Below are 25,271 nucleotides of genomic sequence, written 5' to 3' on the forward strand. Positions count from 1 at the left end.
GCAGGGCTGGCAGGGCTGGCTGCAGCCTTCAAACGCCGGGATGGCGCAACTCGGTCACCGATACCGCGAAGCTCTCATTTCCCGGCATGCAGCCATGCGCATGGCCGAGTTCCACAAAGCCTTCTTTCTTGTAAGTGGCCAGCGCCGCCGCGTTGCCGTGGAGCACCTCGGCCGTCATCGGTGAGGCGGTCTCAAGCAGCACCGCCTGCACCAAGGCCGAGCCAATGCCCCGGCCATAACAGTGCGGATCCACGTACAGCCAAGCCAGCTCTTCGGGGCTGAAGGCCGTAAAGCCCAGCACCCGGCCGTCAAGTTCGGCCACCCGAATCTCGTAGTCGTGAAAGCCCTCCTCCTCCGCCACTTCTGCGAGCGTCAGATAGGCCGGCTCTAGCCCGGCGGCCGCCAATTCATCTCTTCGTGCGGCGTCGTGAATTTCGCAAACGCGTTGCCAATCGTTGGCGGTGTAGGGACGGATATGCATGATGATGGATTCCAACTGCTTGGCGAGCAGCGCGTGAAATGGAAAGATCGGAAACCGCCTGGCAGTCTTTTCAGAAGGCAGACTGAGCAAGCAGCAGCCAACCGATGTCACTCGCTCAGGTCAGGACCGATCCCGATAGCCCAGCAAGCGGGCCGGCAAAAACAAAAGCGTTCTGAGCAAGGCAAACACCGCCTCCACGCTAATGCCGATCAGCCGAAATGGCAGACTCAAGAGCCAGACCAAGGGCCAAAAAAGCAGGGCCAACAAGGCCAGCGGCCAGCAAAGCACCAGCAAGACCAGCCACAAGAGAAGCTTCATTTCAAACGCTCCGATGAAAGCAAGACAACTCGGGTCAAGGCAAAAGCAAAGCAAGGCCAGCCAGCCTCCCAACGCCCACGCACCTCAAAGAATATGCACTGTTTGAGGTGGCGCTACCTTGTGTTTGATTCCCGCAGATCGTGCGGCTGTCGGCAATCGTAAAGACTCCCCCTGCGCAGGCGCTGCACGAATGCGACGTACTGCAGATTCTTGAGCTTGAACTGCAAGACATCCTCGCAAGCACCCTAGCTTTGTAGCAAAGCCTCTGCTTCCAGTAGCCGCAAGGGTGGTAGTTGCGGCAAGCAGCCTGCTCGGTGAACCTGCCAACACAGCGAGTTACGGTCCTTCTAACGCCAAGAGTGAGCGACCGCAAGGTGCCCGGAGTGGACTGTTAGTTTTATGCGTGAGGCACGGCAACCCAGGCCATCGCTGGGCTCATGGCGCGGGGGTCGGCCCCGGAGGGCCGACTGCCTTGCGCTGCTCGCAACTTGGGGCCGGCTCCGAACTCACTTCACTCACTTCACTCGCTGCGCTCGTTCCGTTCAAACATGCGGAGCCAAGCTAGAGGTGGAAGCGCGCTATGCGCGCGCCCCAAGTCGCTGCGCTGCTCAGCCCCTCACAAATCGCCCAGCAACGCCCCGTGCTACCGTGCGCTTGCATCGCGAACGCTCTACCCCCGCAACCGCGCCAAACACCCGCTTCGCTTGGGCTCGGCCCGTCGACGGGCGATTTGTGCCCGGCCGAGCGCGCAGCGCAGCGGGTCAGGCGCGCGCAGCGCGCTTCAATATCTGACTTGGCGGCACTTGTTTGAGCGCAGCGAGCTTGCTCGCGAAGCGAGTTTGCCACCGCTGACCCGCGCAGTGAGCACCGAGGGGAGCTGGCTCGCCAGAGCCAGCCCGGGCACCATGAGCCCGGCGGCGGGGCGAGCCCAAGTGCGCGCAAGAGCAGCCAAGTAATGACCGCTCTGGGCACATAGCCGGCACCGAGGACATGGGAATTGAGATCGCCAGGGGTCGAGACCTTCCGCTCTCTTGCCTGACTGACCGCGTAGCGGGTGGTCACCAAACTCTGCAGGCTCAACACGGTTCGTGCGGCACCGTGGCCAGTCGCAAGCTGGTGGTGAGGGTCGCAGTTGATTTGGCGTCCTACGCCTGCTGCTGGGCTGATCTCCACTCCGCCGAGAAAACTGATTAGGATGCCGCATGAAGCTCTCTGCCCTCCCAGTACTCGTCGCTTTTCTGGCCCTGACCCGCCTCGCAGCCCACGCCGCTCCCGAAGGCGCTGCCACAGCCACTCCCGCCTCAGGCTCTTGGACCAACTCCATTGGCATGCAGTTCGTGCGCATCCCGGCCGGTGAGTTCCTGATGGGCAGTGAAGAAAGCGTCGAGGCCCTGGCCCAGGCCTTTCCAATGCTTGAACGGCGCCGCTTTGAAAACCTGCAGGATGAAGCGCCGGTCCACCGGGTCCGCATCAGCCAGGCGTTTTTGATGGGGGCCCATGAGGTTTCTGTGGGTCAATTCCGGCGCTTCGTCCAGGCTTCGGGCTATGTGCCGGAATCGATCCGCGACGGCACGGGCGGCTATGGCTACCGGCGCGACTATGACCCATCCACCACCCAACGCGGCGATGCCTTCGAGGGCCGCAAGCCCCAATACTCCTGGCTGAACCCCGGATTCGCACAGACCGACGAACACCCGGTCGTCAACATCACCTGGTTTGACGCAATAGCCTTGGCCGAATGGCTGAGCAAAACCGAGGGCCTGCGCTACCGACTGCCGACCGAGGCCGAATGGGAATATGCCGCCCGGGCCGGAACACGCAGCCGCTTTCACTCCGGCGATGAGCCGGCATCACTGATCAAGGTGGCCAATGTGTTTGATGCGGACGCTGCCATCCACTGGCCGAACTGGCGCAGCAACGCGGTGAAAGACCCAAAGGGGCGTGGCGATGGACATGCCTTCACCGCGCCGGTCGGCTCCTTCGCGCCCAACGCCTGGGGTTTGTACGATATGCACGGCAATGCTTGGGAATGGGTCGCAGACTGGCATGCCGATGACTACTACGCCACGTCATCGGCGCAGGGCGTCGCGGTCGACCCCCAGGGTCCGGCAAGCGGCGATGTGCGGGTGCGGCGCGGCGGATCCTGGCACACCTGGCCTTTTTACGCTCGCTCCGCCTACCGCAACTGGAATGCACCGGACACGCGCTACACCCTGGTCGGCGTGCGCCTGGTCAGGGAGATCAGCGTCCAAAAACCAGGGCGCTGAAGAGCATCCGGGCTCAGCTGAGCTCAGTTCAACCCAGATCGCCCCCCTATGGGCGCTCGGCCGCCTCGACCGTGCCTGACAGCCGCAGCCGAACCAGTGCGCAAGCCTCCTGCGCACCGTTGACGCCGAGCTTTTGCCACAGCTGCTCCAAACCGCCACGCACCAAATCGGGGCCAGATGCCAGCAAGGCCACCAATTCGGTGCCGGGCTCGCCTTTGAGCAGGCCAAACAGAAGCTCGGCCTCGCTTTGGCTCAACTCGAAGCTGCTCATCAAGCGATCCATCAAGGCCGCATCATCAGCCTCACGCACGACGATCAACCATTGACCTTCGCCCAAAGCCTCGGCATCGACCGGATGCAAGGTGAAGCAAAGACGCTGGCGCCCCACAGCGCCAGTCGCTGCGCCAAGCGGTGGCATGGCTTGCGCCAACTCCCCCTCTTGCGCCCAAACGCTCAAATCGCGTGGACTCGCCCCCGCACGGCGCCGCAGTGCCTCACGGTGCAGCCACAAGAGCAGCTCTGGCGGCAGATAGCCGCGCTCAAAGTGACCGCCGCGAAAGTATTTGGCCATCCAACTGCGGGCGAGCGCACTGTGCCAGGTGCAACGCCCGGTGAGTTCCGAGACCGTCAAGCTGGCATAGCCGAAAGCATCCAGGGCGGACCTCACCTTGGCCGAAGGCGGAGCAAAGGCGGGCGGGGTGTCGGTCATCATGTCAAGTCGCACAGCAGCAGGATTCATAGGCATTGAAGCAACGCAAGCCTCATGCCACTTTGCAGCACCAAACAACAAGGCGCGCCTTGGCGCTGAAGCCATCGGCTTGCCAGAGCCGCCACCAGGTCCGCAAACGCCCTTCTTTTCCAGGTTTCAAAAGCGGCACGCCCCGCTGACTCTGCAGCAGACTTCAGGCACCATGACGGGCAGCGACATGGCGCGCCCCACAGGCTTGCTTTGCTGCGCAAGATTTCCACCCCCTTCAACCCCATACAAACCAAGACCCCGCGCCCATGGATCGACTGGTCGAGCAAGTGGTGACATGGCACAACCGCCATCCGCTCGCAAAACGGATCACCATCTATGACGTCCACACCATCGGCGTCGTCGCCCTGCCCTTTATGCGCAATGGGCCGGCCGCTGGCGTGGGCGCAGGCCGGGTACCAGGCGATGCTCGCGGCCAGATCGAACCGGTCCTGACCGATGAAATTTCACCCGAGAGCCTGGCCGCAGCCTGGGATGACGAAAGCACGGTCGCCGCCAACACCAACGCCGCCCACCTGGATGCGCTGGCCGATCAAGAGGCCCCGCCTGGCGCGCACAACAAGGGGTCGAGATGGCAGGCGCTGCTGGCCGGCTTGGCCTTCTGGCGGCGCGGTTCGGCAGCCTCGGGTGGCAAGGGAACCCAGGGGCCCCAGATCTGGCCCGCCTTCAGCGAACGTTTTGTCGCCTCGCTTTCGCCCAAGGCCGTGGCCCGCTTCGCTCAGCAGCACGGCTACGCCAGTCAACCGGGCGACGCCACTTGGCCCCTGCGCATCGTTTCCATCGACGACAGCCTGATGAGTCCGGCCAAGGCCAGCCAGGGCGGGGCCTGGCCCTTCGAGCTTTACCTGATGAGCGCGGCCATCGACGCCGGTCGCTCACGCAGCCGTGTGCTGGTCGGCCGCGGGACTCAACAGCCTCAAATCATGGGGCAGCGCTGCCTCAGTGGGCCGAGATTGGCCCTGTTGGCTGTGGTGTTGCTGAGCCTGATTGGCGTTGCCACCGTCTTGCTCGTTCCGGGCGTGATCATCAAGAAAGGTGAAGCCACCGAAAAGCCAGTCGAGGTCGCTGCGCCGGCGTCGGCAGCCTCAGCAGGGTCGAGCCTTGGAGATCCGACTGGCCTCGCCAGCCCTGCGCAGGCCGCCAGCCACTCCGCAGCGGCAGCCGCCTCCAGCCCAGCCAACCCCGCATCAGAGGCCCAGCATGACTCGGCCAGCCCGGCAGCCAGTGAGGCCACCTTGCCAACCCCGCCGCCCGCCGATCTCGCCAGCATCGCAGCGGCGCAGAAGGCCGCCATTCAAGCGGAAGCCGCGGCGGCAGAAGCAGCCAGAAAAGCCGCCGCAAGCGCCGATGGCAAGGCAGGCAGCAACAAAAAGAGCGCAGACTCTGAGCTTGAAACCCCGGCAGAGGATGCACCGCCGAGGCCCGATATTCGGCCCCAGTTTGTCAAGCCCATCCCCGGACGCAGCGCACGCCCCTTGCTAAGCGCCCCGGAGACTGAGGCCTCGGGCAACAGGGCCGGTGAAGACCTGACCCCATCCGACAAGAAGAAAGCGGACGACGACAAGACCGGCACCAACCGCAGAGTCGCCGAAAGAGAGGCCTCAAGCAACACCAACAAGCAGGCTGCAGACAAGCGTGTGCCGCTCACCAGTGAACCGCCTAACAGCAAGCGATCAAGGCCGGACGATGAGCCGGGCCGGTCAGACAAACCTTCATCCCTGAGCGGATCGAGCAGCAGCGGAGCGGGCGACAGACTCGATCCTCGCGCGAGCGCCCGAGCCGCCGCCTTGGCCACCAGACCGGTGGTGGCCCTGGTCGGCCCCGTCAGCGCCAGCAAGGCCGAAGCCGAAGCCACCTTGGAGCGCATGCGCACCCTGGTGGCGCCCACCCAAACCGGGCGCAGCCCGATGCAGGCCCAGGTCTTCCAAACGCCAGAGGGCTATCGCCCCGCCCTCTGGCCTTTCGCCAGCCGGGAAGAGGCGCAACTGATCAACGCAACCCTGGTGGCACGCGGCATGCGCACCCGGGCGGTGGACTTCTAAAGACGCTCTTTACGAGCGATAGTCGGCGTTGATGCTGACGTAGTCGTGGCTCAGGTCGCAGGTCCAGACCGTGGCACTGGCCTGGCCCCGGTTCAGGCTGACCCGTACCGTGATCTCGGACTGCTTCATCACCCGCTGCCCGTCTTCTTCACGGTAGGCCGGATGACGTCCACCGGCCTGCACCACCAGCACCTCGTCCAGATGCATATCGATCAGGGTTTGGTCCAGATCGGCAATGCCAGCATAGCCCACCGCAGCCAGAATGCGGCCCAGGTTCGGGTCACTGGCGAAGAAGGCGGTCTTGACCAACGGTGAATGAGCAATCGCATAGGCGGCCAACTTGCACTCGGCCTCGTCGCGGCCACCTTCCACCACCACGGTGATGAACTTGGTGGCGCCCTCGCCGTCGCGCACGATGGCTTGCGCCAATTGCTGCGATACCTGGATCAGCGCCGCACGCAGGATCTTGGCCTCGGCCGAATCCAGCGACTCAATCCGCGCATGAGCCGCCTTGTGAGTCGCGATCAACACAAAGGAGTCGTTGGTCGAAGTATCGCCATCGATGGTGATGCGGTTGAATGAGGCGTCAGCGGCCTCGGTCACCAGGGCTTGCAGCAGCGCAGGGTTGATGTTCGCGTCGGTCGCCACATAGCCCAGCATGGTGGCCATATTCGGACGAATCATCCCGGCGCCCTTGCTGATGCCGGTGAGGGTGACCGTTTGGCCCTGGATCTGCACCTGCGTCGACGCGGCTTTGGGAATGGTGTCGGTGGTCATGATGCCCAATGCCGCTTCACCCCAAGCATCTGGGCGCAAGGCGGCAATGGCTGCGGGCAGGCCGGCAATGATGCGATCGACCGGCAGCGTTTCCATGATCACGCCGGTGGAAAAGGGCAGGATCTGCTCGGGCTGCACGCCCATCAACTGAGCCAACGCCTGGCAGCTTTGCTGCGCACGCGCCAGTCCATCGGCGCCGGTGCCGGCATTGGCATTGCCGGTATTGACCAAGATGGCACGAACACCGGCACCACCGGCCGCCACACCGGCCAAATGCTGACGGCAGATCTGCACGGGGGCCGCGCAGAAGCGGTTGCTGGTGAATACACCGGCCACCGAAGCGCCCTCGTCCAGGGCAATCACGCTGAGGTCACGTCGATCGGCCTTGCGGATGCCCGCCATCGTGATGCCCAGTCGGACACCGGGAACGGGATGTAAAGCGGCAGGATCGGGAGCGTGGAGATTGACGGGCATGATGGGGCTAGAACTGGTTCAAGAAGTTTTGAAATTGTAGGAGCGGCTCGCGACCTTGACGGATGGACCCAAGGTCGCCAAGGCTGAGCAAGATCAATGGATAGGCGCCAAGCCTCGCAAGGTCTTGACCGCTCCCTCACCCACAGACGCGCCAAAGCGTTTGGCCAGGCGCTCGGCCACGTTCTCGCGCGGCGTGTAGTCCACCACTTCCTCAGCCTTCACGACCTCGCGCGCCACATAGTCGAGATTGCCCAGGTGATCGGCCAGGCCCATCTTCACCGCTTGCTCGCCGTTCCAAAACAAGCCAGAAAAAGTCTCCGGCGTTTCCTTCAGGCGCTTGCCACGCCCTTCACGCACCACCTCGATAAACTGTTGATGGATTTGATCCAACATGGCTTGCGCAAAGGCCTGCTGCCTCGGTGACACCGGGCTGAAGGGATCCAACATGCCTTTGTTGTCGCCCGCGGTCATCAAACGGCGCTCAACGCCCAACTTGTTCATCAAGCCGGTGAAGCCGAAGCCGTCCATCAAAACACCGATGGAACCGACCACCGAGGCCTTGTCAACATAGATTTCATCCGCGGCGGCGGCGATGTAGTAAGCCCCCGAGGCACACATCTCCTCCACCACGGCGTAGACCTTCTTGCCATGCTTGGCCTTCAGACGCTTGATCTCGTCATAAACAATGCCGGCCTGCACCGGGCTGCCGCCGGGCGAATTGATGCGCAAAACCACGGCCTGCGAACCGACATCTTCAAACGCGCTCTTGAGGGCCGACAGCAACAACTCCGCGCTGGCTTCGGTTCCGGCCGCAATCTCGCCGCGCACTTCCACCAAGGCGGTGTGTGGCGCGCTGGTCGACTGCATGTGATGGCGCTGCGAGTAAAAGGACCAGGCAATCAAGCCCAGCACGGCCAACCAGATCAGCCGGAAAAACAAGCGCCAGCGCCGCTCACTGCGCTTATCCAGCAGGTATTCGCGGGCGAACTGAGCCAGCAAGGGCTCATACGCGGCCACGGCCACGGCAGCAGCCTCGGTCTTGGCGGCGGGCGCCGCATCGCCACCCAAATAGGGGTCAGCCATCGGCCGAGGCAGTTCGTCGTTAGGATTCATTGTTCTTGACTTGGTTTTTTACGGTAGATCAGTCTTCAAAAGCGGGCCGGGTGTCGCGCGAAGGATACCAATAGACCCGTCCCTCGCGCTCCTGAACCTCCAACTTGGTCAGCCCCATGCGGCCGCACATGCCGGTGACGCAGCGCCCCGTCAAGGGGTCATAGACGGCACCATGGATGGAGCACATGATGTACCGCTTGTCACCATCGAGAAACTCGCCTTCTTGCCAATCCATTTCGGTCGGCACATGGGCACAACGGTTCAGATAAGCCACCACCTGCCCCTCAAAGCGCAGCGCAAAGGCCCGCGCGGGCTCGCGGAATTGCAACACGTCAAAGGTGTGGGCGCGGCCGCGTTCGATCAAAGCCTCAGAGTTGCACAAGTCAATCGGGCTTGGAGAGTCGGGGTTTGTCATGGATTCAGGCATTCTTCAACAACCAGTCGTGCAAGTCGGGCACCGAGTGGGCAATGTGCAGCGGGTCAAACTCTGCAAAGCTCTCATGATCGTGAGCGCCGTATGCCACGCCCAAGCTGGCCGTGCCGGCATTGCGGGCCAGTTGCAAGTCGTGGGTGGTATCACCAATCATCAGGGTTCGCTCCGGCTCGACGCCAAACTCGCGCATCAATTCAAACAGCATCTGTGGATTGGGCTTGCCGGCGGTTTCATCGGCGGTGCGGGTGCCATCAAACACCGAGCGCAAGGCCTCGATCTGCAAGACCTCATTTAAACCGCGTCGACTCTTGCCGGTGGCCACCGCCAGCCAATGATGCCGCGCCTTGAGCGCCCCCAGCATGTCCAACACACCATCAAACAAGGTGATCTGATGCTGAGCCGCCACATAGTGATGGCGATAGCGCTGGCCCAGTTCTGGGTAGCGGGCCGGCGACAAATCGGGCACGACATAGGCCAAGGCCTCGTTCAGACCCATGCCGATCACATAACTGGCACGCTCCTGGCTGGGCTCTGGGAGTCCCAGATCAAGCGCCGCGGCCTGAATGCTGCGGGTGATCAAGGCGGTGGAGTCAAACAGGGTGCCATCCCAATCAAAGACGATCAAGTCGAACTGCTGCGGCCTCATGACGGGCGGCCCTGAGCTTTGCCTTGATTCTGCAAAGCCTGGATCAATTGCTGGCATTCGGCCGGCAAAGGCGCCAGCAATTCCATTTCTTTGCCGCCCTCGCTGGGGTGCACAAAGCGCAAACGCTTGGCATGCAAGAACATCCGGTCAAAGCGCAGCGGGCCGCGCGCCAAGGCGCGATTCGCTTCAAAGTCACCGTACTTGGGGTCACCCACGATCGCATGGCCCTCATGCGCCAAATGGACGCGGATCTGATGGGTGCGCCCCGTCTTGATGGTCACATCCAACAGGCTGTGCTCGCCCAAACGCTCCGCCACCCGAACCAAGCTGATGGACCGCTTGGCCTGATCCGCGTGGGCGTCGTTCGGGTCGGTCACCGCCCGAACCCAGCGCTCACCATCGCTGCCGATGAACTTAAGCAGGGGCACATCGATGACTTTCTTGTTCGCCGCCCATTCGCCGCTGACCAAGGCCGCGTAGGTCTTGCCGGTTTCGCGCTCGCGAAACTGGTCTTGCAAAGCCACCAGGGCGCCGCGCTTCTTGGCAATCAAGAGCAGGCCAGAGGTCTCTTTGTCCAACCGATGCACCAACTCCAAGAACTTGGCGGTGGGCCGAGCCTGCCGCAACTGTTCGATCACGCCGAAACTGACGCCTGAACCACCGTGCACCGCCACGCCGGCCGGCTTGTTGATGGCCAGCAGATAGTCATCTTCAAAAATGACGGGGAACTCGCGCGGGGGCACAAACTCGACCTTGGCCTCAACACGTTCGGGCAGACGCACCGGCGGAATGCGCACCTCGTCGCCCATTTCCAGCCGGGTATCGGCCTGGGCGCGGCCCTTGTTGACGCGCACCTCGCCGGCCCGGATCACTCGGTAAACATGGGTTTTGGGCACGCCCTTCAACTCACGCAGCAGGAAATTGTCCAGCCGCTGACCCGCCGAGGCCTCATCAATCACCAGCCGGCGCACCGCCGGTGCGGCCGCCTGCGGGCTGAGGGGGGCCGCCGGCTCCGGTTGCGGCTTGCTCGTCGCTTGTTTGAGAGCAGGCTTTGAAGTCGGCACCCGCTCACCCAATGGCCGAGCAGTTTTGGCCTTTCGGACCGTTGCCGTAGCCCGAACTGGGCCGGATTTGCGGGTTTGTGTGGCGGCCGGCGCTTTGGCTTTAGCCCTTATAATGTTGCTCACCACGTTGTCGCCGTAAGTATTTGATTTGTCTGATTTTACCTGGGTAGCCCGAGACAAAGGCTCCGAGCGCTGAAGACAAGTCGTACAAGAGGCGATGCGGGGCAAGAGGAGTGGCGATTTGCCGCGTCTCTTGCGTAGTGATGATGAACAAAATTGGTGATGCAACGCTCGGTTGCCGGAAGCGGGCCTTGTCCCCATGTGACAAGGCGGCCTCGGGTGCTGCGCGGCAGAGCAATGTAGAACGAGCCACGCCGCGTGCAGTCCCAATTGACTGTACGAGGCACCAGACAAGGTTTTTTGGGGCGTGAGGCCGGTCGATCAAGAGTCTGACCGCCTCAGCCCAGCGTCCAACAGTCCGCACGGATGATTTCCTTCACTCCCCTCACCCCCCACCGCTCATCAGCACTGCCCCGGCCAAATGCCGGCGAGGCCGTGCTGCCTTGCCGTGGCCGGGCCGCGCAGCTCAGGGCTGCGTGTTCATGGGACGGGACCTCCGCGCCGACTGTCATGTCGCAAGCGCCAACGCTGGCCATTTGATCGCACTCCGATCACGGTCAGTCCAGGGCGATTCCTTCCTCGGTTCCTCCACATTGCCCGTGCATCGATGTGTTGCCGCCAGGGCCCGAATCCGGGTTCGAGCGGTGACGTGATGCTGCGCGTGTGCCGGCCGGACTAGAACTCCGTCCGCTCACGCGTTTGAGGAGTAATGACGATGAAACGCATGCTGATCAATGCGACGCAGCCGGAAGAGCGGCGCCTCGCAATCGTTGATGGCCAAAAACTGCTCGATTTCGAAACCGAAATCGAAGGCCGCGAGCAACGCAAGGGCAATATCTACAAGGCCGTGGTCACCCGCGTTGAGCCTTCGCTGGAAGCCTGCTTTGTGGACTACGGTGAAGACCGCCACGGCTTCCTGCCCTTCAAGGAAATCGCCCGCCAATACTTCCGCGAAGGTGTGGACGTGCGCTCGGCACGCATCCAAGACGCCATCAAGGAAGGCCAGGAACTGCTGGTCCAGGTGGAAAAAGAAGAGCGTGGCAACAAGGGCGCTGCCCTGACCACCTTTGTTTCGCTGGCCGGCCGCTACCTGGTGCTGATGCCCAACAACCCCCGCGGCGGTGGCGTTTCGCGCCGCATCGAGGGCGAAGACCGTGAAGAGTTGAAGGAAAACCTCGACCAGCTCGAGTACCCCAAGGGCATGAGCTTGATCGCTCGCACCGCAGGCATCGGCCGCTCCGCCGCCGAGCTGCAGTGGGACTTGAACTACATGCTCAAGCTCTGGACCGCCATCGACGATGCGGCCAAGGGTGGCAAGGGCGCTTACCTGATTTATCAGGAATCGAGCCTGGTGATCCGCGCGATCCGCGATTACTTCACCGCCGATGTTGGTGAAATCCTGATCGACACCGATGACCTGTTCGAACAGGCGCATCAGTTCATGAACCACGTGATGCCCGAGCAAGGTCATCGCGTGAAGCGCTACCGCGACGACGCGCCGCTGTTCAGCCGTTTCCAGATCGAGCACCAGATCGAAACCGCCTTCAGCCGCACGGTCAACCTGCCCTCGGGCGGCGCCATCGTGATCGACCACACCGAAGCCCTGGTTTCGGTGGACGTCAACTCGGCCCGTTCGACGCGCGGCAGCGACATCGAAGAAACCGCCACCCGCACCAACCTCGAAGCCGCCGACGAAATCGCGCGCCAGATGCGTTTGCGCGACCTGGGCGGCCTGATCGTGGTCGACTTCATCGACATGGAAGAGTCGAAGAACCGCCGCGAAGTTGAGCAACGCCTGCGCGACGCGCTGCGCCCTGACCGCGCCCGCGTGCAGTTCGCCTCCATCAGCAAGTTCGGTCTGCTGGAAATGAGCCGCCAGCGCCTGCGCCCTTCTTTGAGCGACGGCAACCACATCACCTGCCCACGCTGCAACGGCACCGGCCACATCCGCGACACCGAATCCAGCGCGCTGCAGATCCTGCGCATGGTTCAGGAAGAGTCGATGAAGGACAACACCGCCGCCGTGCATGTGCAAGTGCCGGTGGAAGTGACCTCCTTCTTGCTGAACGAGAAGCGCACCGAGATCACCAAGATCGAAATGAAGCAGCGCGTCACCGTGCTGCTGGTGCCCAACAAGCATCTCGAAACGCCCAACTACAAGCTGGAACGCCTGCGCCACGACGACCCGCGTCTGGAAAACCTGCAAGCCAGCTACACCATGATCGAAGAGCCGCAGGATGAGGTGGGCATCACCCGCCGCAATGACGCGGCCGGCGACAAGGGCAAGAACAAGCAAGAGCCCGTGATCAAGGGCGTGCTGCCCGAGATGCCGCCCCCAACCCCGGTGGCACCGGCTCCCAAGGCTGAGGCTCCCAAAGCAGCCGCGCCGGCACCTACCGCTGCAGCGCCTGCTTCGAGCGGTGGCTTCTTCGGTTGGATCAAGGGTCTGTTCGGCGTGGCCGCTCCGGCGCCTGTCGAAGCGCCTGCGGCCGCACCGGCCAAGTCAGCCACTGGCGGTGATCGCAAGCGCGAAGGTGGTCGTGACGGTGGGCGCGAAGGCGGTCGCGATGGTCGCGGCCGTGGCCGCAATGGCGAACGTGGTGGTGAGCGCGGTGCAGAGCGCGGTGAACGCGCAGAACGCGGCGATCGCAATGCCAAGCGTGATGGCGCTCGCAGCGAGCGTCCGCAAGAAGCCCGCGGCGACAGCCGCCCTGAAGGCCAACGCGGTGAGCGTACAGAACGCACTGAGCGCAGCGACCGCAACGGCAATCGTCGCCCAGAGCGCAGCGAGCGCCCAGAAGCCGGTGCCGAGCAGCCTCGCACCGAGCGCAACGAAGGTGGCCGCCGCCCGCGTGGCGACCGTCCTGAGCGCGGTGAACGTAGCGAGCGCAATGAAGGCCGCAACGAGCAGCGCAATAGCGAAGAGCTTGGCCTGAACAGCGGAGCCGCCGCGCTGCCGGTGCAAGCCCAGCTGATCGCCGATGCGCCGACAGGCTTTGCCGACACGCAAGCCGATGCCAACGCTGAAGCCTCCAACGAAGAGCGCCAAGGCCGTGGCCGTCGTCGTCGCCGTGGCGGTCGTGACCGCGAAGACGGTGGCGCAGCTAACGAGGCCCAGGCGTCGATCGAAGGCCAAGAGGCCAACGCAGCTGAAGCCGGCTCGGCTCAGGCTGAAGACGCCGGCTCAAACCGCGCCGAGGGCGAGGCCGATGGCCAAGGCGGCGAAGCTCGCCGTGGCCGCAACCGGGGCCGCGACCGCGTGCGCCGCGAGCGCCGCGATGACCAAGCCCCTGAGCTGAACGGCGAAGCCGCAGCCGCTGAGGTGACGCCACAAGCGGATGCTACTGGCAACGCTGCTGTTGAAGCCGCGCCTGCCGCTGCAGCCGTGAACGCTGAACCTGCTGCTCCGGTCGAAGCTGCACCTGCCGTCGCCGCAGCGCCCAGCCCAGCCCCGGTCGCCGCTGCTCAGGCTCCGGTGGCCCCAGCCGCCCCAGCCTTTGTGCTGGACCTCGACGCTCTGCAAGCCGTTGCCGCCTCGACGGGTCTGCAATGGGTCAACTCGGATGCCGAGAAGATCCGCGCCGCCCAGGAAGCGATTGCTGCCGAGCCCAAGCCGGTGCATGTGCCGCGTGAACGCTTGGCCACGGTGCTGGCCGATGAAGGCCCGCTGGTCTTGGTCGAAACCCGCAAGGATTTGGCCCAGATCAAGCTGCCTTTCGAACAGTAAGTCACACCCTTGTCTGACACGGGTGGCGATCAAACCGCACGTGTCTGCTACTTGAATCGATGGAGCCCCGGCTCCATCGGGCATCAAGGGCCAAACAAAAGCCGCCTCGCTGCATTGCAGTCGGGCGGCTTTTTTTCGTCTTCATGACTCAGTTCAAACAACGGCTCCGGTCGCCGGCGTGGAGGGACCCTGAGCAGCCGGAGGCCAAGAAGCAGCGCTAGCAGCCTCTTGGCCTTCACTCAAGGCAGGCTTTGCAGGGCTTGATGGTAGGCAGGATCGTGCATCAGCTCATCCCAGGTCAGCGGTGCGCGCTCCGGCAAAATCAGTTGACGCCGCCCTTCACTCTCGGCACTGGGTAGCCATCGCCCCGTCAGTGCGGCTTCACTGAGTTGCTGCAAGACCTCGTCAATCTGCTGACCATCAGCCTCGACGGACTGATTGCACAACAAAGCCAAGTCACAGCCCGCATGCAAAGCGGCAATCGCGGCCTCGGTGAAGCCGATCTCCCGACCTTCCAAGACCCGCGCGCCTCGCATGCCCAGGTCGTCGCTGAAGATCAAGCCGCCAAAGCCCAAGCGCTCACGCAGAATCTCCTGCAACCAACGGGCGCTGAAGCCGGCTGGGCGGGCATCGACCTTGGGATAAACCACATGGGCCGGCATCACCGCCGACAAGCTCAGATTGAGCCATTCAAACGGTTTGGCATCTTCGGCCAAGATCGCCTTGAGGCTACGCCGATCGACCGGCACATCCACATGCGAGTCCGCCTTCACAAAGCCATGCCCCGGGAAGTGCTTGCCGCAACTCCCCATGCCGGCGATCAACAAGCCATGAGCCACACTCTTGGCCAAGAGCGCCACAACGCGGGGGTCACGATGAAAGCTGCGCTCGCCGATCACCGAGCTTTCACCGTAGTCCAAGTCCAGCACCGGCGCAAAACTCAAGTCGACGCCGCAGGCGCGCAACTCTGACCCCAAGACATAACCCACCGCCGTGGCGGCCTGGGTTGCCGCCATGGCGTCTTCCATCCACAAGGCACCCAGACTTCGCATGGGTGGCAAATGGGTGAAACCATCGCTGCGAAAACGCTGCACGCGCCCGCCCTCATGGTCCACCGCGATCAGCAGGTCGGGCCGGATCGATTTGATTTCGGAGGTGAGCTGCGTCAGCTGAGCTCGGCTTTCAAAATTACGCGCAAACAAAATCAGGCCACCCACCAAAGGATGAGCCAAGCGTCGGCGTTCGATCTTGCTGAGGCTTAAGCCCGCCACATCAATGATCAAGGGCGAATGAACGTGGGATGACATGGCAAAGTTGTCCTTCATTCTTTGGTTTCAACCACCACAAAACTGGTGGCGTAATCGGTTTCATCACTGACGCTGACATGCGCCTTCAAGCCCTTGGCCTCAAACCATGCGGCGAGACCGTTATGCAGGCGGAGCTCCGGTTTGCCGCTCGGCGCATTGACGATCTCGCAGTCACGCCAGGTCATGGGCATGCGCATGCCCATGCCAATCGCCTTGGAAAACGCTTCTTTGGCCGAGAAACGGGTGGCCAGATAGCTCACGCCACGCGCGGCGACGCGAGCCCGCCGCTCGCGAAAGACCTGCATCTCGTGAGGGCCCAAGACCTTCTCCGCGAAGCGTTCGCCGCGACGCTCCAGGGTGTCGCGAATGCGGCGGATGTCGCAGACGTCGGTACCAATGCCGTAAATCATGCCTCGGGCTCCAAAGCGGGCCAGCCCAGCAGTTCATTGCGGTGTTGTTGTCCACCCAATTCGAACCATGCCTCGCCCCAAGACAGGGCGCCTTCGCGGCGGTAGAAGCGCAAAGCGCCTTCATTGCCGACCCAGGCGCTCAGCCACAGCGCGCGGTCGGGCCATTCCTGTCGCGCCTGGTGCAAAAGCTTGAGGCCCAAACCTTGACCCTGGCTGTGCGGCGAGACATACAAACGCTTGAGCTCCACGGCAGGGCCTGAAAGCTGCACCGGACACACCGAGCTGTCGTCAAGGTGGGCCCAAGCCAACAGAGTGTCGCCCCGCTCGATCAGCCAGTGACGGCTCAAATCGATGGACTGCCGCAGCGCTTGCTCATCAAAGTCACGCTTCAAAAACTCAGCCACCGTGCTGTTCACGCCGCCCTCGGCAGCGTAGCGGTCCAACCAGACCCAGCGGGCCAAGGCGGCAATGCGCAGCGCGTCCTCTGGCTGGGCGGGGCGCAAATCAAGGAAACTGGAAGACGTCTTGCTCATCGTTGGATTCAGGGGGCATAGGCGCGCTGAATGCAGCGCTGATAGTCCCGCACGGTTTCGGTGTAACCCAACTCAAGCGCATCGGCCACCAAGGCATGGCCAATCGACACCTCTTGCACGCCGGGCACGGCTTGCAGAAAGCGGGTCAGGTTGTCGCGATTCAGGTCATGGCCCGCATTCACCCCCAAGCCCACGGCCAAGGCGGCCTGGGCGGTTCGGGTGAAGCCGGCCAGCACCTCAGCTTCGCGCTCGGTGCCATAAGCACTAGCGTAGGTCTCGGTATAAAGCTCGACCCGATCGGCACCCAATTCGGCCACGAAAGCCATCGCCTCCGGCACCGGGTCCATGAACAAGCTGACGCGCACACCACAAGCCTTGGCTTCGGCCACCAAGGGGCGCAAACGCTCCAGGTCCGCAGGGAACTGCCAGCCATGATCCGAGGTGAACTGGTCCTCAGAATCCGGCACAAAGGTCACCTGATGCGGCCGCACGCTGCGCACAAAGTCCATCAGGTTCTGGGTCGGGTTGCCCTCGATGTTGTATTCGGCATGCGGCCAGGCTTGCATCAAAGCGGCCAAATCATGCACATCCTGGGTCCGGATGTGGCGCGCATCAGGGCGCGGGTGCACCGTGATGCCTTGCGCGCCCGCCAACAAGCAGGCCTCGGCCGCGCGCAGCACGCTGGGAATGCCCAGGTGGCGGGTATTGCGCAGCAAGGCCACTTTGTTGACGTTGACAGACAAGGCGCAGCGCAGCGCGCCGTGCGATGAAGAAGATTCCGGAGCAAGCAAGGGATTCATCAAGAACTCTCAGTCGATAGTCGTGTCCGCGTCCGATCCACACATGGGATCATCAATCGCTCAGCTTTTGCAGGTCCAGCATCACCTGCCGGGTACGCAGCGGCCGCTGACCCAGATGATAGTGAAGCAGACCGCGCAAGCTGCTGCGCAAGGCAGGCAGGAAGCCCGTACAAGCTTGGCGCAGCGCGGCCATGCTGCCGTGCAAAAGTGCGGCCTGCAAGTGCACCAATTCATGGCCGCTGAAACTGGCCGCGTCAGCACCCGAGGCCACAACTCCGGCCTCGGCGTTCAGACAAAAGCGGCGCTCTGGATGCAGCGGCGCTTGCGTCACGGTCGAGAGGCTCAGGTCAGGCAACAAACCCAACTCTCGCAGCAGGCGAAGCTCAAACGCCCGCAGAGCCGCTTGCGACTGCGCATCCTCATTGGCATGCAGATGCGGCAAGGTGTCGGCATAGGCCTCAAACAAGTGCGGGTGCGGGTCTTGTCGGGCCAAGAGCTTCAGCAGCAACTCATTCAGGTAATAACCCGAAAACAAAGCGGCACCTGCGGGCAAGGTGCTGCCACCCACCCACTCGGCACCGCGCAGCCCCACCACCTCGGCGGCCCCCTCTTCAGGCGCCGATTTGGAAGGCTTGCTCAAGCTCACCTGAATGCGCTGAAACGGCAGCAAGACCGCACGCAGCTGCGAGTAAGGCCGCTTGGCCCCCTTAGCGACCACGGCCAAGCGCCCCTGTTCACGGGTGAACAGGTCCAAAATAAGACTGGACTCGCTCCAGTCATAGTGATGCAGGACAAAGGCCTGCTGAACGCTGGGCGAGCGTGATTTCACTCGTAACCGTAGGTCCGCAAATGCTCTTCGGTGTCGGCCCAACCGGAGCGGACCTTGACCCATAACTCCAGGAACACACGGCCCTGCATCAGGTGCTCCAGCTCTTGGCGAGCTTCGGAGCCGATGCGCTTCAAGCGCTCACCGCCCTGGCCGATGATCATGCCTTTGTGGGCATCACGTTCCACGACGATGGAGGCCGAGATGCGACGCAACTCGCCCTCGTCTTCCCACTTGTCGATGATGACGGTCGAGGTATAGGGCAACTCATCGCCGGTCAATCGGAACAGCTTCTCGCGAATGATCTCGCTGGCGAGGAATTTTTCGGAACGATCCGTCAGCGCGTCTTCCTCATAGAACCAGCCTTGCTCGGGCAGATAGGGCTTGAGGATCTTGAACAGGCGCGCAACGTCGGCTTCCTTCTTGGCAGAGAGTGGCACGAACTCGCTGAAGTTGCGACGCTCTTGCATGCTTTTCAGCCAGGGTGCCAACTCGGCTCGGCGTTGCACCGCATCCAGTTTGTTGGCGATCATCACCACTGGCTTATCTTCCGGCAGCAGGGACAAAACCTTGGCGTCGTCCAAGCCGAAGCGCCCGGCCTCCAACACGTATAGCACCAGGTCCACATCGCCCAGCACGCTGTGCACGGTGCGATTCAAGGTGCGGTTGAGTGCCGCGTTATGCTTCATCTGGAAGCCCGGCGTGTCGACAAAGACAAACTGAGCTTCTTCCACCGTGCGAACGCCGGTGATGCGGTGGCGAGTGGTCTGCGCCTTGTCCGAGGTGATGCTGACCTTTTGGCCGACCAAGGCGTTCAGCAGCGTCGACTTGCCGACATTGGGGCGGCCGACGATGGCAATCAAACCGCAGCGTTGCGGCAATGCCTCTTGGGTGCCGGTCCTGCCGTCCGTCGAATCTGCGTCTACCGGCTTTGTGTTTTCAGTCATGGTCTGGGCGGCGCACGGCCGGCTCCTTCAGTCGCGCAAGCCAGCACCTGGCTTGTCACGGGCAATCAATTCGTCGAGCAATCGACGGGCGGCATCTTGTTCGGCAACTCGGCGCGACCGGCCTTCGCCGCGTGTGGCCACGCGAAGCGAAGCCACGGCGCATTCCACCTCGAAGGTCTGAGCATGCGCTTGCCCTCGGGTCTCGGTAATGCGGTAGGCCGGCACGCTGAGTTTGCGCGCTTGCAACCACTCTTGCAAAGCGGTTTTGGCATCCTTGGCCCAGTTGTCGGTGCTCGAAGCGCTGCTGATCACTTCGGCCAGCAAATTGCGCACCACCGCCAGCGCGGCGGGGTAGCCGCCATCGACAAACGTCGCACCAATCAAAGCCTCGGTAGCATCAGCCAAGATCGAGGGGCGCTGCGCGCCCCCGCCTTTGGCTTCCCCATCACTCATGCGCAAGACCAGCGGCAACTCCAGCGAAAGGGCCAAGCGATGCAGGCTGTCTTCACGCACCAAATGGGCACGGATTCGGGTCAAATCACCTTCATCGGACCCAGCAAAACGTTCGTAGAGCAAGCTCGACACCGCAAGGCTCAGGACCGCATCGCCCAAAAACTCAAGGCGCTCATTGTGATCAGCGCCAAAACTGCGATGCGTCAAGGCGCGAGTCAACAGCTCCGGCTGTTTGAACTGGTGACCCAGTCGGCGTTGAAGGGCTGCGAGTTGCGGACTCATGCGATGCAAGACTCAATCACTCAGCGGGACTGACCAGCGTACTTGATCAAGAGGAACACGGGGCCTCCCAACTCCACCTGCTTGTCATAGGCAAAGCTGATGCGTAGCTTGTCGTTCTCCTTGGTGATCACAAGATCCTTGGAGGAGATGCTGGTCACTGAATACTCGACCTGCTGGGCTCGATCAAAGTCAGCTCGGACCGCAGGCACGGTGCTCGGGTTGGATGCAGCAATGCGATCGACCACCCGCTGGATGGTGTAGTACTCCATCACGGTGGGCAGCACACGCGCCGCCACCACACCGCCAAAGGCCACCACCACACCCCAGAACAAAAGGCCGATCAGGCTCACGCCTCGCTGGTGGCGCCGCCCGCCTGCGCCCAACACGGCGCGCGAACCCGTTCCAACAAGCTTGCTCAAACCCATAGTTCAAATTCCCTTGCTCTGATACGGAAAGCCCAAAGGGCTAGCGACAGGCCTCAATTGAAGGCGCCAATGCGCTTGAGGTTACCGAAATTCATCCAAACAAAAAAGGCCTTGCCGACGATGTTCTCATCCGGCACAAAACCCCAGAAACGCGAGTCACCCGAGTTGTCCCGGTTATCACCAATCAGGTAGTAGTGTCCTGCGGGCACCTTGCAAGTGACGCCTTCAGGGCTGTACTTGCAGTTATCCTGGAAGGGGAAAGGGCCGCCCTTTCGATTCGGGTGAAACAAAGGCGAGCGCTGCGGATCAACCAGCAGTTGATGCTCCTTCTCACCCAATTTCTCGGTGAAACGCGGCCGATAGGCCATTGAGCTTTCGTCGTAGAAATCGCCCTGCGCTTGAACCGGGACGAGTTCGCCGTTGATGTAGAGGCGTTGATTTAGATACTTGACCTCATCGCCTGGCAAACCGACCACACGCTTGATGAAGTCGATGCTGGTGTCTTCGGGCCAGCGGAACACCATCACATCACCGCGCTTGACCTCGTTATTGCTGAGGATCTTCTTGTTGATCACCGGCAGACGCACGCCGTAATGAAACTTGTTGACCAGAATCAGGTCGCCCACCAGCAAGGTCGGCACCATGGAACCCGAAGGAATCTTGAAGGGCTCAAACAAAAATGAGCGCAGCAAGAACACCGCCAAGATGACCGGGAACAAACCGGCCGTCCAGTCCAGCCACCAAGGCTGCTGCAGGATTTGCTGACGCGCAGTTTCAACGTCACCATCAACGCGTGCAATGCCCTGCTCGGCCAAGGTTTGACGGCGCTTCGCATCGTTCTCCAGCAGCAAGGCTGCCGCTTGCTCACGCTTTGGCTGGAAGTGGAAACGCTCGGCCAGCCAATAGGCCAGCGTCACCACAGTCAGAATGAAGAGCAGAAGAGAGAAATTGCCGCTCCAGTAGCCGGTGTACCAGCCCCCCAAAAAGGCGACGAGGATGGCGTAAAGAATTCCGGTCAGAGCACTCATCAATCGATCGATCTTGTTTTGAAAAGGGATTTCAGTCTTCAACTTGCAAAATAGCGAGGAAGGCTTCCTGAGGCACCTCGACCGAGCCGATTTGCTTCATGCGCTTCTTACCGGCCTTTTGCTTCTCGAGCAGCTTGCGCTTGCGCGAGACGTCACCGCCATAACATTTTGCCAGCACGTTCTTGCGCATCGCCTTGATGTTCTCGCGCGCAATGATGTTGGAGCCGATCGCCGCCTGAATCACCACGTCATACATCTGGCGCGGGATGTGCTCACGCATCTTGGCGGCTACACCACGGCCACGGAACTGACTCTGCACACGGTGCACGATGATGGACAGCGCGTCGACGCGGTCGCCGTTGATCAAGATGTCCACCTTGACCACGTCGGAAGCGCGGTACTCCTTGAACTCATAGTCCATGGAGGCGTAGCCGCGCGACACGCTCTTGAGCTTGTCAAAGAAGTCCAGCACGATTTCGGCCAGCGGCATCTCGTAGGTCAGCATGACCTGACGGCCGTGATAGGCCATATTCATCTGATTGCCGCGCTTCTGATTGGCCAGGGTCATCACCGGGCCGACGTAGTCTTGCGGCATGTAGAGATGCACGGTCACGATGGGCTCGCGGATCTCCTGGATCTGACCCATTTCCGGCATCTTGGATGGGTTCTCGACCTCAATCACTTCGCCGCTAGCCAACACCACTTCATACACCACGCTGGGCGCCGTGGTGATCAGGTCTTGGTCGAACTCACGCTCCAAACGCTCTTGCACGATTTCCATGTGCAAGAGGCCCAAGAAGCCGCAGCGGAAGCCAAAGCCCAGCGCTTGCGAGACTTCGGGCTCATAGCGAAGCGAGGAGTCATTCAGCTTGAGCTTTTCCAGCGCGTCGCGCAGCTGGTCGTACTCGCTGGCTTCGGTCGGATACAGACCAGCAAACACTTGCGGCTGAATTTCCTTGAAGCCTGGCAAGGCCGCTTCGGCCGGGCCGAGATTGTTGGGCAGCTTTTTGTCGACCGTGATGGTGTCACCCACCTTGGCCGCTTGCAGCTCCTTGATGCCGGCGATGATGAAGCCCACCTCACCCGCGTTGAGCTGATCACGGCTTTCCGACTTGGGCGAGAACACACCCAGGTTGTCGGCCGGGTAGACGGCGTTGGAGGCCATCATGCGGATGCGGTCGCCCTTCTTCAGCGTGCCGTCGACCACGCGCACCAGCATCACCACGCCCACATAAGCGTCGTACCAGGAGTCGATGATCATGGCGCGCAGCGGCGCGTCGACCAGGCCCTTGGGTGGCGGCATGCGGGCGATCACGGCTTCGATGATTTCATCGATGCCCATGCCGGTCTTGGCGCTGCAAGGAATCGCATCGGTCGCATCGATGCCGATGACGTCTTCGATCTCTTCCTTGGCGTTCTCTGGATCTGCATTTGGCAAATCCATCTTGTTCAACACCGGCACCACCTCAACGCCGAGGTCGAGCGCGGTGTAGCAATTGGCCACGGTTTGCGCTTCAACGCCTTGGCTGGCATCGACCACCAACAAAGCGCCTTCACAAGCCGACAAAGAGCGACTGACTTCATAAGAGAAGTCCACGTGGCCCGGTGTGTCGATCAGGTTCAGGTTGTAGACCTTGCCGTCTTTGGCCTTGTACTGCAGCGCTGCGGTCTGCGCCTTGATGGTGATGCCACGCTCGCGCTCGATGTCCATCGAGTCCAGCACCTGCGCTTCCATCTCGCGATCGGACAGGCCGCCACAGCGTTGAATGATGCGATCCGCCAGCGTGCTCTTGCCGTGGTCGATGTGGGCGATGATGGAGAAATTGCGAATGTGGTTCATGCTGTTCTTAAATGCGCTGTGCCGGTAGACACAAGGGCGCAGCCCTTGCAGCGCAAGCTCAAATCGCGGAGCGATGTGAAGGCGCAAAGCGCCGTGCTGAAGCTAAAAAAAAGGCACGTCGAAACGGTGACGCGCCTTCCAACAAAACGTATGGCAACTGCATGTTGGGCGTTCATTGTAGCCAAAAGGCCGGAACTGAAAACCGCGCGAGGACTGGAACCCCTGGCGTTGCGGCCCGCCAACATCAAAGTTACACACAACTTATCCACAAATTTGATTGAACAACTTGTGGATGAAAAAGGCTGTTGTAAATTGCCCGCGCTTTGCAGCGTCCAGATGCTACAAAACCCGGATCCTGGGCCCGGATTCTATCTGACGAAGCCATCAATTCCCTGGCGGGGCCGGCGTTTGTCCACAGAAATGCCGGGGAGCCGGTCCAGGGCTAGCCCAAGACCAAAGTTCAGAGCCGGCACAAGACGCCCAAATTCACCCAAAACCATTCACGATGTGAAAAGACCCCCTGGTGCACTCAGCCAAACCAGGGGGTCTGTCGCCGCATTGCTGCGGCGCATCTGAACTTACTTGGCAGCTGGCTTCAAGAGCACAAAGCTCACCACATCATCACGGCGCACCATCAAGTTGATGGTCTTGGCTTTCTCGGCCTTGCTGATCAAGGCCTGGAATTGCTTGACGTTGGCGACGTCGTTGTTGTCCACCGCCAAGATCAAATCTCCTTCGCGAAGGCCAGCGCGTGCCGCAGCGCCTGAACTCGCATCAACCCGAACGCCTGCGCGCAGCTTGAGTTCGCGCTTCTGAGCCTCAGGAATCTCCGAGACCTGAAGGCCCAATGCCGCAGCAGCACTGCTGGCCGACTTGCCTTCCGACTCATTGGCGGCTCGACGCGAAGATCCATCGTCAGGCATCTCGGCAACCGAAATACTGAGATCCTTGTAAGCCCCACGGCGGAACACCTGCACCACCGCCTTGCTGCCGGGTTTCAATCCCGCCACCACGCGACGCAAATCGCTGGCTTTTTCAATCACCTTGCCGTCGAACTTGGTGACCACGTCGCCGCCTTCGATGCCCGCCTTGTCGGCCGCACCACCGGCCGTCACGCTACGAATCAAAGCGCCCGTCGGCTTGCCCAGGCCAATCGCCTCGGCGACTTCTTTGCTGAGATCATCGGGGGCCACGCCAATGAAGCCCCGAACCACTCGACCACTGCCGCGCAACTGATCGGAGACACGAATGGCCTCGTCAATGGGAATCGCAAATGAGATCCCCATGAAGCCACCCGACTGGCTGTAGATCTGAGAATTGATCCCCACCACTTCGCCGCGCATATTCAACAAAGGGCCGCCCGAGTTGCCGGGGTTGATGGCCACATCGGTTTGAATAAAAGGCAGGAAGTCGCCGGTGTCGCGGGCCTTGGCGCTGACGATACCCGCCGTCACGGTGCTGTCAAACCCGAAAGGCGAACCGATCGCCATGACCCATTCGCCGACTTTCAGGCGACTGACCTCACCGATCTTGACCGCCGGCAATGCACTGGCCTCGATCTTCAACACCGCCACATCGGTACGGCGATCTGCGCCGATCAACTTAGCCTTGAACTCACGCTTGTCCGTCAGCGTGACCCAGACATCATCGGCTCCGAGCACCACATGGGCGTTGGTCATGACGTAGCCATCGGCGCTCAGGATGAAGCCAGAGCCGACGCCTCGGCGCTGGGGCTGCTCCTCATCACCCCCACGCGGACCACCGCGACGCTGATTGGGCACGGGGATGCCAAAGCGGCGCAGGAACTCTTGCATCTGCTCATCGACCTCAGGCGAAGCGCCGGTTCCGCTGCGCATACGCTCCGACGTACGAATGTTGACCACAGCAGGGCCGACACGCTCGACCAACTCGGTGAAGTCAGGTAACTCCCGGGCTTGCACATGCCCAACACCAGGGAGCAAGGTCAGGCTGACCGACAGCACGGCAGCCGAGAGAAGAGCGCGGCTCATTCGCGAGACGACAGGCAAGGAAACAGACTTTGTTGACATGGCTTGACTCAGAGTGCTCACAAAAAAGGATTGGCGAGTACGCATCGATCACGCGTCGATTGCAAGGATCTGCCGACTTGAGGGCGAGATCCGGCAATTCAAGGCAAGGCCGACGCACAGTTCTCGCTGGGCATCCTGGCATCAGCCTGCGCG

The 25,271-nt window shown here is 61.8% G+C and carries 22 protein-coding genes; 3 read left to right on the forward strand and 19 right to left on the reverse strand.

Translation table 11 applies throughout. The features are described 5' to 3' along the window. Positions 1 to 28: 28 nt before the first annotated feature. Complete coding sequence (locus ACOVRJ_RS06280; protein ID WP_422043031.1) at positions 29 to 481, reverse strand: GNAT family N-acetyltransferase; 453 nt, start codon at positions 479 to 481, stop codon at positions 29 to 31. A 120-nt stretch (positions 482 to 601) separates the two neighbouring features. Then, on the reverse strand, positions 602 to 799 hold the full coding sequence (locus ACOVRJ_RS06285; protein ID WP_422043032.1) for a hypothetical protein: 198 nt from the start codon (positions 797 to 799) through the stop codon (positions 602 to 604). 1,202 nt (positions 800 to 2,001) lie between these two features. Here ACOVRJ_RS06285 and ACOVRJ_RS06290 point away from each other — a divergent pair. Next, on the forward strand, positions 2,002 to 3,066 hold the full coding sequence (locus tag ACOVRJ_RS06290; protein WP_422043033.1) for a formylglycine-generating enzyme family protein: 1,065 nt from the start codon (positions 2,002 to 2,004) through the stop codon (positions 3,064 to 3,066). Positions 3,067 to 3,112: 46 nt separating this feature from the next. Here ACOVRJ_RS06290 and ACOVRJ_RS06295 read toward each other — a convergent pair whose 3' ends face one another. Next, positions 3,113 to 3,775, reverse strand: a complete 663-nt coding sequence (locus ACOVRJ_RS06295) for a hypothetical protein (RefSeq protein ID WP_422043034.1) — start codon at positions 3,773 to 3,775, stop codon at positions 3,113 to 3,115. Positions 3,776 to 4,071: 296 nt separating this feature from the next. On the opposite strand from ACOVRJ_RS06295, the gene ACOVRJ_RS06300 reads away from it, so the two are divergent. Continuing rightward, on the forward strand, positions 4,072 to 5,865 hold the full coding sequence (locus ACOVRJ_RS06300; RefSeq protein ID WP_422043035.1) for a hypothetical protein: 1,794 nt from the start codon (positions 4,072 to 4,074) through the stop codon (positions 5,863 to 5,865). Between the two features lie 9 nt (positions 5,866 to 5,874). On the opposite strand, the gene argJ is transcribed toward ACOVRJ_RS06300, so the two are convergent. The 5 genes from argJ to ACOVRJ_RS06325 all read right to left on the reverse strand — a co-directional run bounded on the left by argJ (position 5,875) and on the right by ACOVRJ_RS06325 (position 10,279). After that, complete coding sequence (gene argJ, locus ACOVRJ_RS06305; protein ID WP_422043036.1) at positions 5,875 to 7,116, reverse strand: bifunctional glutamate N-acetyltransferase/amino-acid acetyltransferase ArgJ; 1,242 nt, start codon at positions 7,114 to 7,116, stop codon at positions 5,875 to 5,877. Positions 7,117 to 7,209: 93 nt separating this feature from the next. Next, entirely contained in the window at positions 7,210 to 8,229 is a 1,020-nt protein-coding gene (locus tag ACOVRJ_RS06310; RefSeq protein ID WP_422043037.1) for a S49 family peptidase, read from the reverse strand. A gap of 28 nt (positions 8,230 to 8,257) precedes the next feature. Continuing rightward, positions 8,258 to 8,644, reverse strand: coding sequence for a Rieske (2Fe-2S) protein (locus ACOVRJ_RS06315; RefSeq protein WP_422043038.1), 387 nt, complete (start codon positions 8,642 to 8,644; stop codon positions 8,258 to 8,260). Between the two features lie 4 nt (positions 8,645 to 8,648). Next, on the reverse strand, positions 8,649 to 9,308 hold the full coding sequence (locus ACOVRJ_RS06320; protein ID WP_422043039.1) for an HAD-IA family hydrolase: 660 nt from the start codon (positions 9,306 to 9,308) through the stop codon (positions 8,649 to 8,651). Beyond that, positions 9,305 to 10,279, reverse strand: coding sequence for an RluA family pseudouridine synthase (locus ACOVRJ_RS06325; protein ID WP_422043067.1), 975 nt, complete (start codon positions 10,277 to 10,279; stop codon positions 9,305 to 9,307). The genes ACOVRJ_RS06320 and ACOVRJ_RS06325 overlap by 4 nt, the downstream gene beginning before the upstream one ends. 928 nt (positions 10,280 to 11,207) lie before the next feature. Here ACOVRJ_RS06325 and ACOVRJ_RS06330 point away from each other — a divergent pair. Next, on the forward strand, positions 11,208 to 14,219 hold the full coding sequence (locus tag ACOVRJ_RS06330; RefSeq protein ID WP_422043040.1) for an Rne/Rng family ribonuclease: 3,012 nt from the start codon (positions 11,208 to 11,210) through the stop codon (positions 14,217 to 14,219). Between the two features lie 239 nt (positions 14,220 to 14,458). On the opposite strand, the gene nagZ is transcribed toward ACOVRJ_RS06330, so the two are convergent. The 11 genes from nagZ to ACOVRJ_RS06385 all read right to left on the reverse strand — a co-directional run bounded on the left by nagZ (position 14,459) and on the right by ACOVRJ_RS06385 (position 25,118). After that, entirely contained in the window at positions 14,459 to 15,526 is a 1,068-nt protein-coding gene (gene nagZ / locus ACOVRJ_RS06335; RefSeq protein WP_422043041.1) for a beta-N-acetylhexosaminidase, read from the reverse strand. Positions 15,527 to 15,540: 14 nt separating this feature from the next. Continuing rightward, positions 15,541 to 15,936 (reverse strand): holo-ACP synthase, encoded by a 396-nt coding sequence (gene acpS, locus ACOVRJ_RS06340; protein ID WP_422043042.1) that lies wholly within the window; start codon positions 15,934 to 15,936, stop codon positions 15,541 to 15,543. Further along, positions 15,933 to 16,469, reverse strand: coding sequence for a GNAT family N-acetyltransferase (locus ACOVRJ_RS06345; protein WP_422043043.1), 537 nt, complete (start codon positions 16,467 to 16,469; stop codon positions 15,933 to 15,935). Before ACOVRJ_RS06345 ends, acpS begins: the two co-directional genes overlap by 4 nt. 8 nt (positions 16,470 to 16,477) lie before the next feature. Beyond that, positions 16,478 to 17,269: a pyridoxine 5'-phosphate synthase gene (locus ACOVRJ_RS06350; RefSeq protein WP_422043044.1), complete on the reverse strand. Its 792-nt coding sequence runs from the start codon at positions 17,267 to 17,269 to the stop codon at positions 16,478 to 16,480. A gap of 52 nt (positions 17,270 to 17,321) precedes the next feature. Beyond that, entirely contained in the window at positions 17,322 to 18,098 is a 777-nt protein-coding gene (recO, locus tag ACOVRJ_RS06355; protein WP_422043045.1) for a DNA repair protein RecO, read from the reverse strand. Then, the gene (gene era, locus ACOVRJ_RS06360; protein ID WP_422043046.1) at positions 18,095 to 19,042 is read right to left on the reverse strand and encodes a GTPase Era; all 948 of its coding nucleotides are present in this window, start codon (positions 19,040 to 19,042) and stop codon (positions 18,095 to 18,097) included. Before era ends, recO begins: the two co-directional genes overlap by 4 nt. Positions 19,043 to 19,069: 27 nt before the next feature. Next, positions 19,070 to 19,777, reverse strand: coding sequence for a ribonuclease III (rnc, locus tag ACOVRJ_RS06365; protein ID WP_422043047.1), 708 nt, complete (start codon positions 19,775 to 19,777; stop codon positions 19,070 to 19,072). 20 nt (positions 19,778 to 19,797) lie between these two features. Then, positions 19,798 to 20,202: a DUF4845 domain-containing protein gene (locus tag ACOVRJ_RS06370; protein WP_422043048.1), complete on the reverse strand. Its 405-nt coding sequence runs from the start codon at positions 20,200 to 20,202 to the stop codon at positions 19,798 to 19,800. 53 nt (positions 20,203 to 20,255) lie between these two features. Further along, complete coding sequence (lepB, locus tag ACOVRJ_RS06375; protein ID WP_422043049.1) at positions 20,256 to 21,230, reverse strand: signal peptidase I; 975 nt, start codon at positions 21,228 to 21,230, stop codon at positions 20,256 to 20,258. Positions 21,231 to 21,261: 31 nt separating this feature from the next. After that, entirely contained in the window at positions 21,262 to 23,070 is a 1,809-nt protein-coding gene (lepA, locus tag ACOVRJ_RS06380) for a translation elongation factor 4 (RefSeq protein WP_422043050.1), read from the reverse strand. A 578-nt stretch (positions 23,071 to 23,648) separates the two neighbouring features. Beyond that, positions 23,649 to 25,118: a Do family serine endopeptidase gene (locus ACOVRJ_RS06385; protein ID WP_422043051.1), complete on the reverse strand. Its 1,470-nt coding sequence runs from the start codon at positions 25,116 to 25,118 to the stop codon at positions 23,649 to 23,651. Positions 25,119 to 25,271: the final 153 nt, after the last annotated feature.

Source organism: Roseateles sp. (assembly GCF_049240545.1).
Classification (GTDB): domain Bacteria; phylum Pseudomonadota; class Gammaproteobacteria; order Burkholderiales; family Burkholderiaceae_C; genus Paucibacter_A.

Coding starts and splice junctions, on each gene's coding strand:
- ACOVRJ_RS06385 (WP_422043051.1), bottom strand. CDS start 25,118: ATGTCAACAAAGTCTGTTTCCTTGCCTGTCGTCTCGCGAATGAGCCGC.
- ACOVRJ_RS06350 (WP_422043044.1), bottom strand. CDS start 17,269: ATGAATCCCTTGCTTGCTCCGGAATCTTCTTCATCGCACGGCGCGCTG.
- argJ (WP_422043036.1), bottom strand. CDS start 7,116: ATGCCCGTCAATCTCCACGCTCCCGATCCTGCCGCTTTACATCCCGTT.
- ACOVRJ_RS06285 (WP_422043032.1), bottom strand. CDS start 799: ATGAAGCTTCTCTTGTGGCTGGTCTTGCTGGTGCTTTGCTGGCCGCTG.
- ACOVRJ_RS06330 (WP_422043040.1), top strand. CDS start 11,208: ATGAAACGCATGCTGATCAATGCGACGCAGCCGGAAGAGCGGCGCCTC.
- ACOVRJ_RS06370 (WP_422043048.1), bottom strand. CDS start 20,202: ATGGGTTTGAGCAAGCTTGTTGGAACGGGTTCGCGCGCCGTGTTGGGC.
- ACOVRJ_RS06295 (WP_422043034.1), bottom strand. CDS start 3,775: ATGACCGACACCCCGCCCGCCTTTGCTCCGCCTTCGGCCAAGGTGAGG.
- ACOVRJ_RS06320 (WP_422043039.1), bottom strand. CDS start 9,308: ATGAGGCCGCAGCAGTTCGACTTGATCGTCTTTGATTGGGATGGCACC.
- ACOVRJ_RS06290 (WP_422043033.1), top strand. CDS start 2,002: ATGAAGCTCTCTGCCCTCCCAGTACTCGTCGCTTTTCTGGCCCTGACC.
- ACOVRJ_RS06345 (WP_422043043.1), bottom strand. CDS start 16,469: ATGAGCAAGACGTCTTCCAGTTTCCTTGATTTGCGCCCCGCCCAGCCA.
- lepA (WP_422043050.1), bottom strand. CDS start 23,070: ATGAACCACATTCGCAATTTCTCCATCATCGCCCACATCGACCACGGC.
- ACOVRJ_RS06280 (WP_422043031.1), bottom strand. CDS start 481: ATGCATATCCGTCCCTACACCGCCAACGATTGGCAACGCGTTTGCGAA.
- rnc (WP_422043047.1), bottom strand. CDS start 19,777: ATGAGTCCGCAACTCGCAGCCCTTCAACGCCGACTGGGTCACCAGTTC.
- nagZ (WP_422043041.1), bottom strand. CDS start 15,526: ATGTCATCCCACGTTCATTCGCCCTTGATCATTGATGTGGCGGGCTTA.
- ACOVRJ_RS06315 (WP_422043038.1), bottom strand. CDS start 8,644: ATGACAAACCCCGACTCTCCAAGCCCGATTGACTTGTGCAACTCTGAG.
- acpS (WP_422043042.1), bottom strand. CDS start 15,936: ATGATTTACGGCATTGGTACCGACGTCTGCGACATCCGCCGCATTCGC.
- ACOVRJ_RS06310 (WP_422043037.1), bottom strand. CDS start 8,229: ATGAATCCTAACGACGAACTGCCTCGGCCGATGGCTGACCCCTATTTG.
- ACOVRJ_RS06300 (WP_422043035.1), top strand. CDS start 4,072: ATGGATCGACTGGTCGAGCAAGTGGTGACATGGCACAACCGCCATCCG.
- era (WP_422043046.1), bottom strand. CDS start 19,042: ATGACTGAAAACACAAAGCCGGTAGACGCAGATTCGACGGACGGCAGG.
- lepB (WP_422043049.1), bottom strand. CDS start 21,230: ATGAGTGCTCTGACCGGAATTCTTTACGCCATCCTCGTCGCCTTTTTG.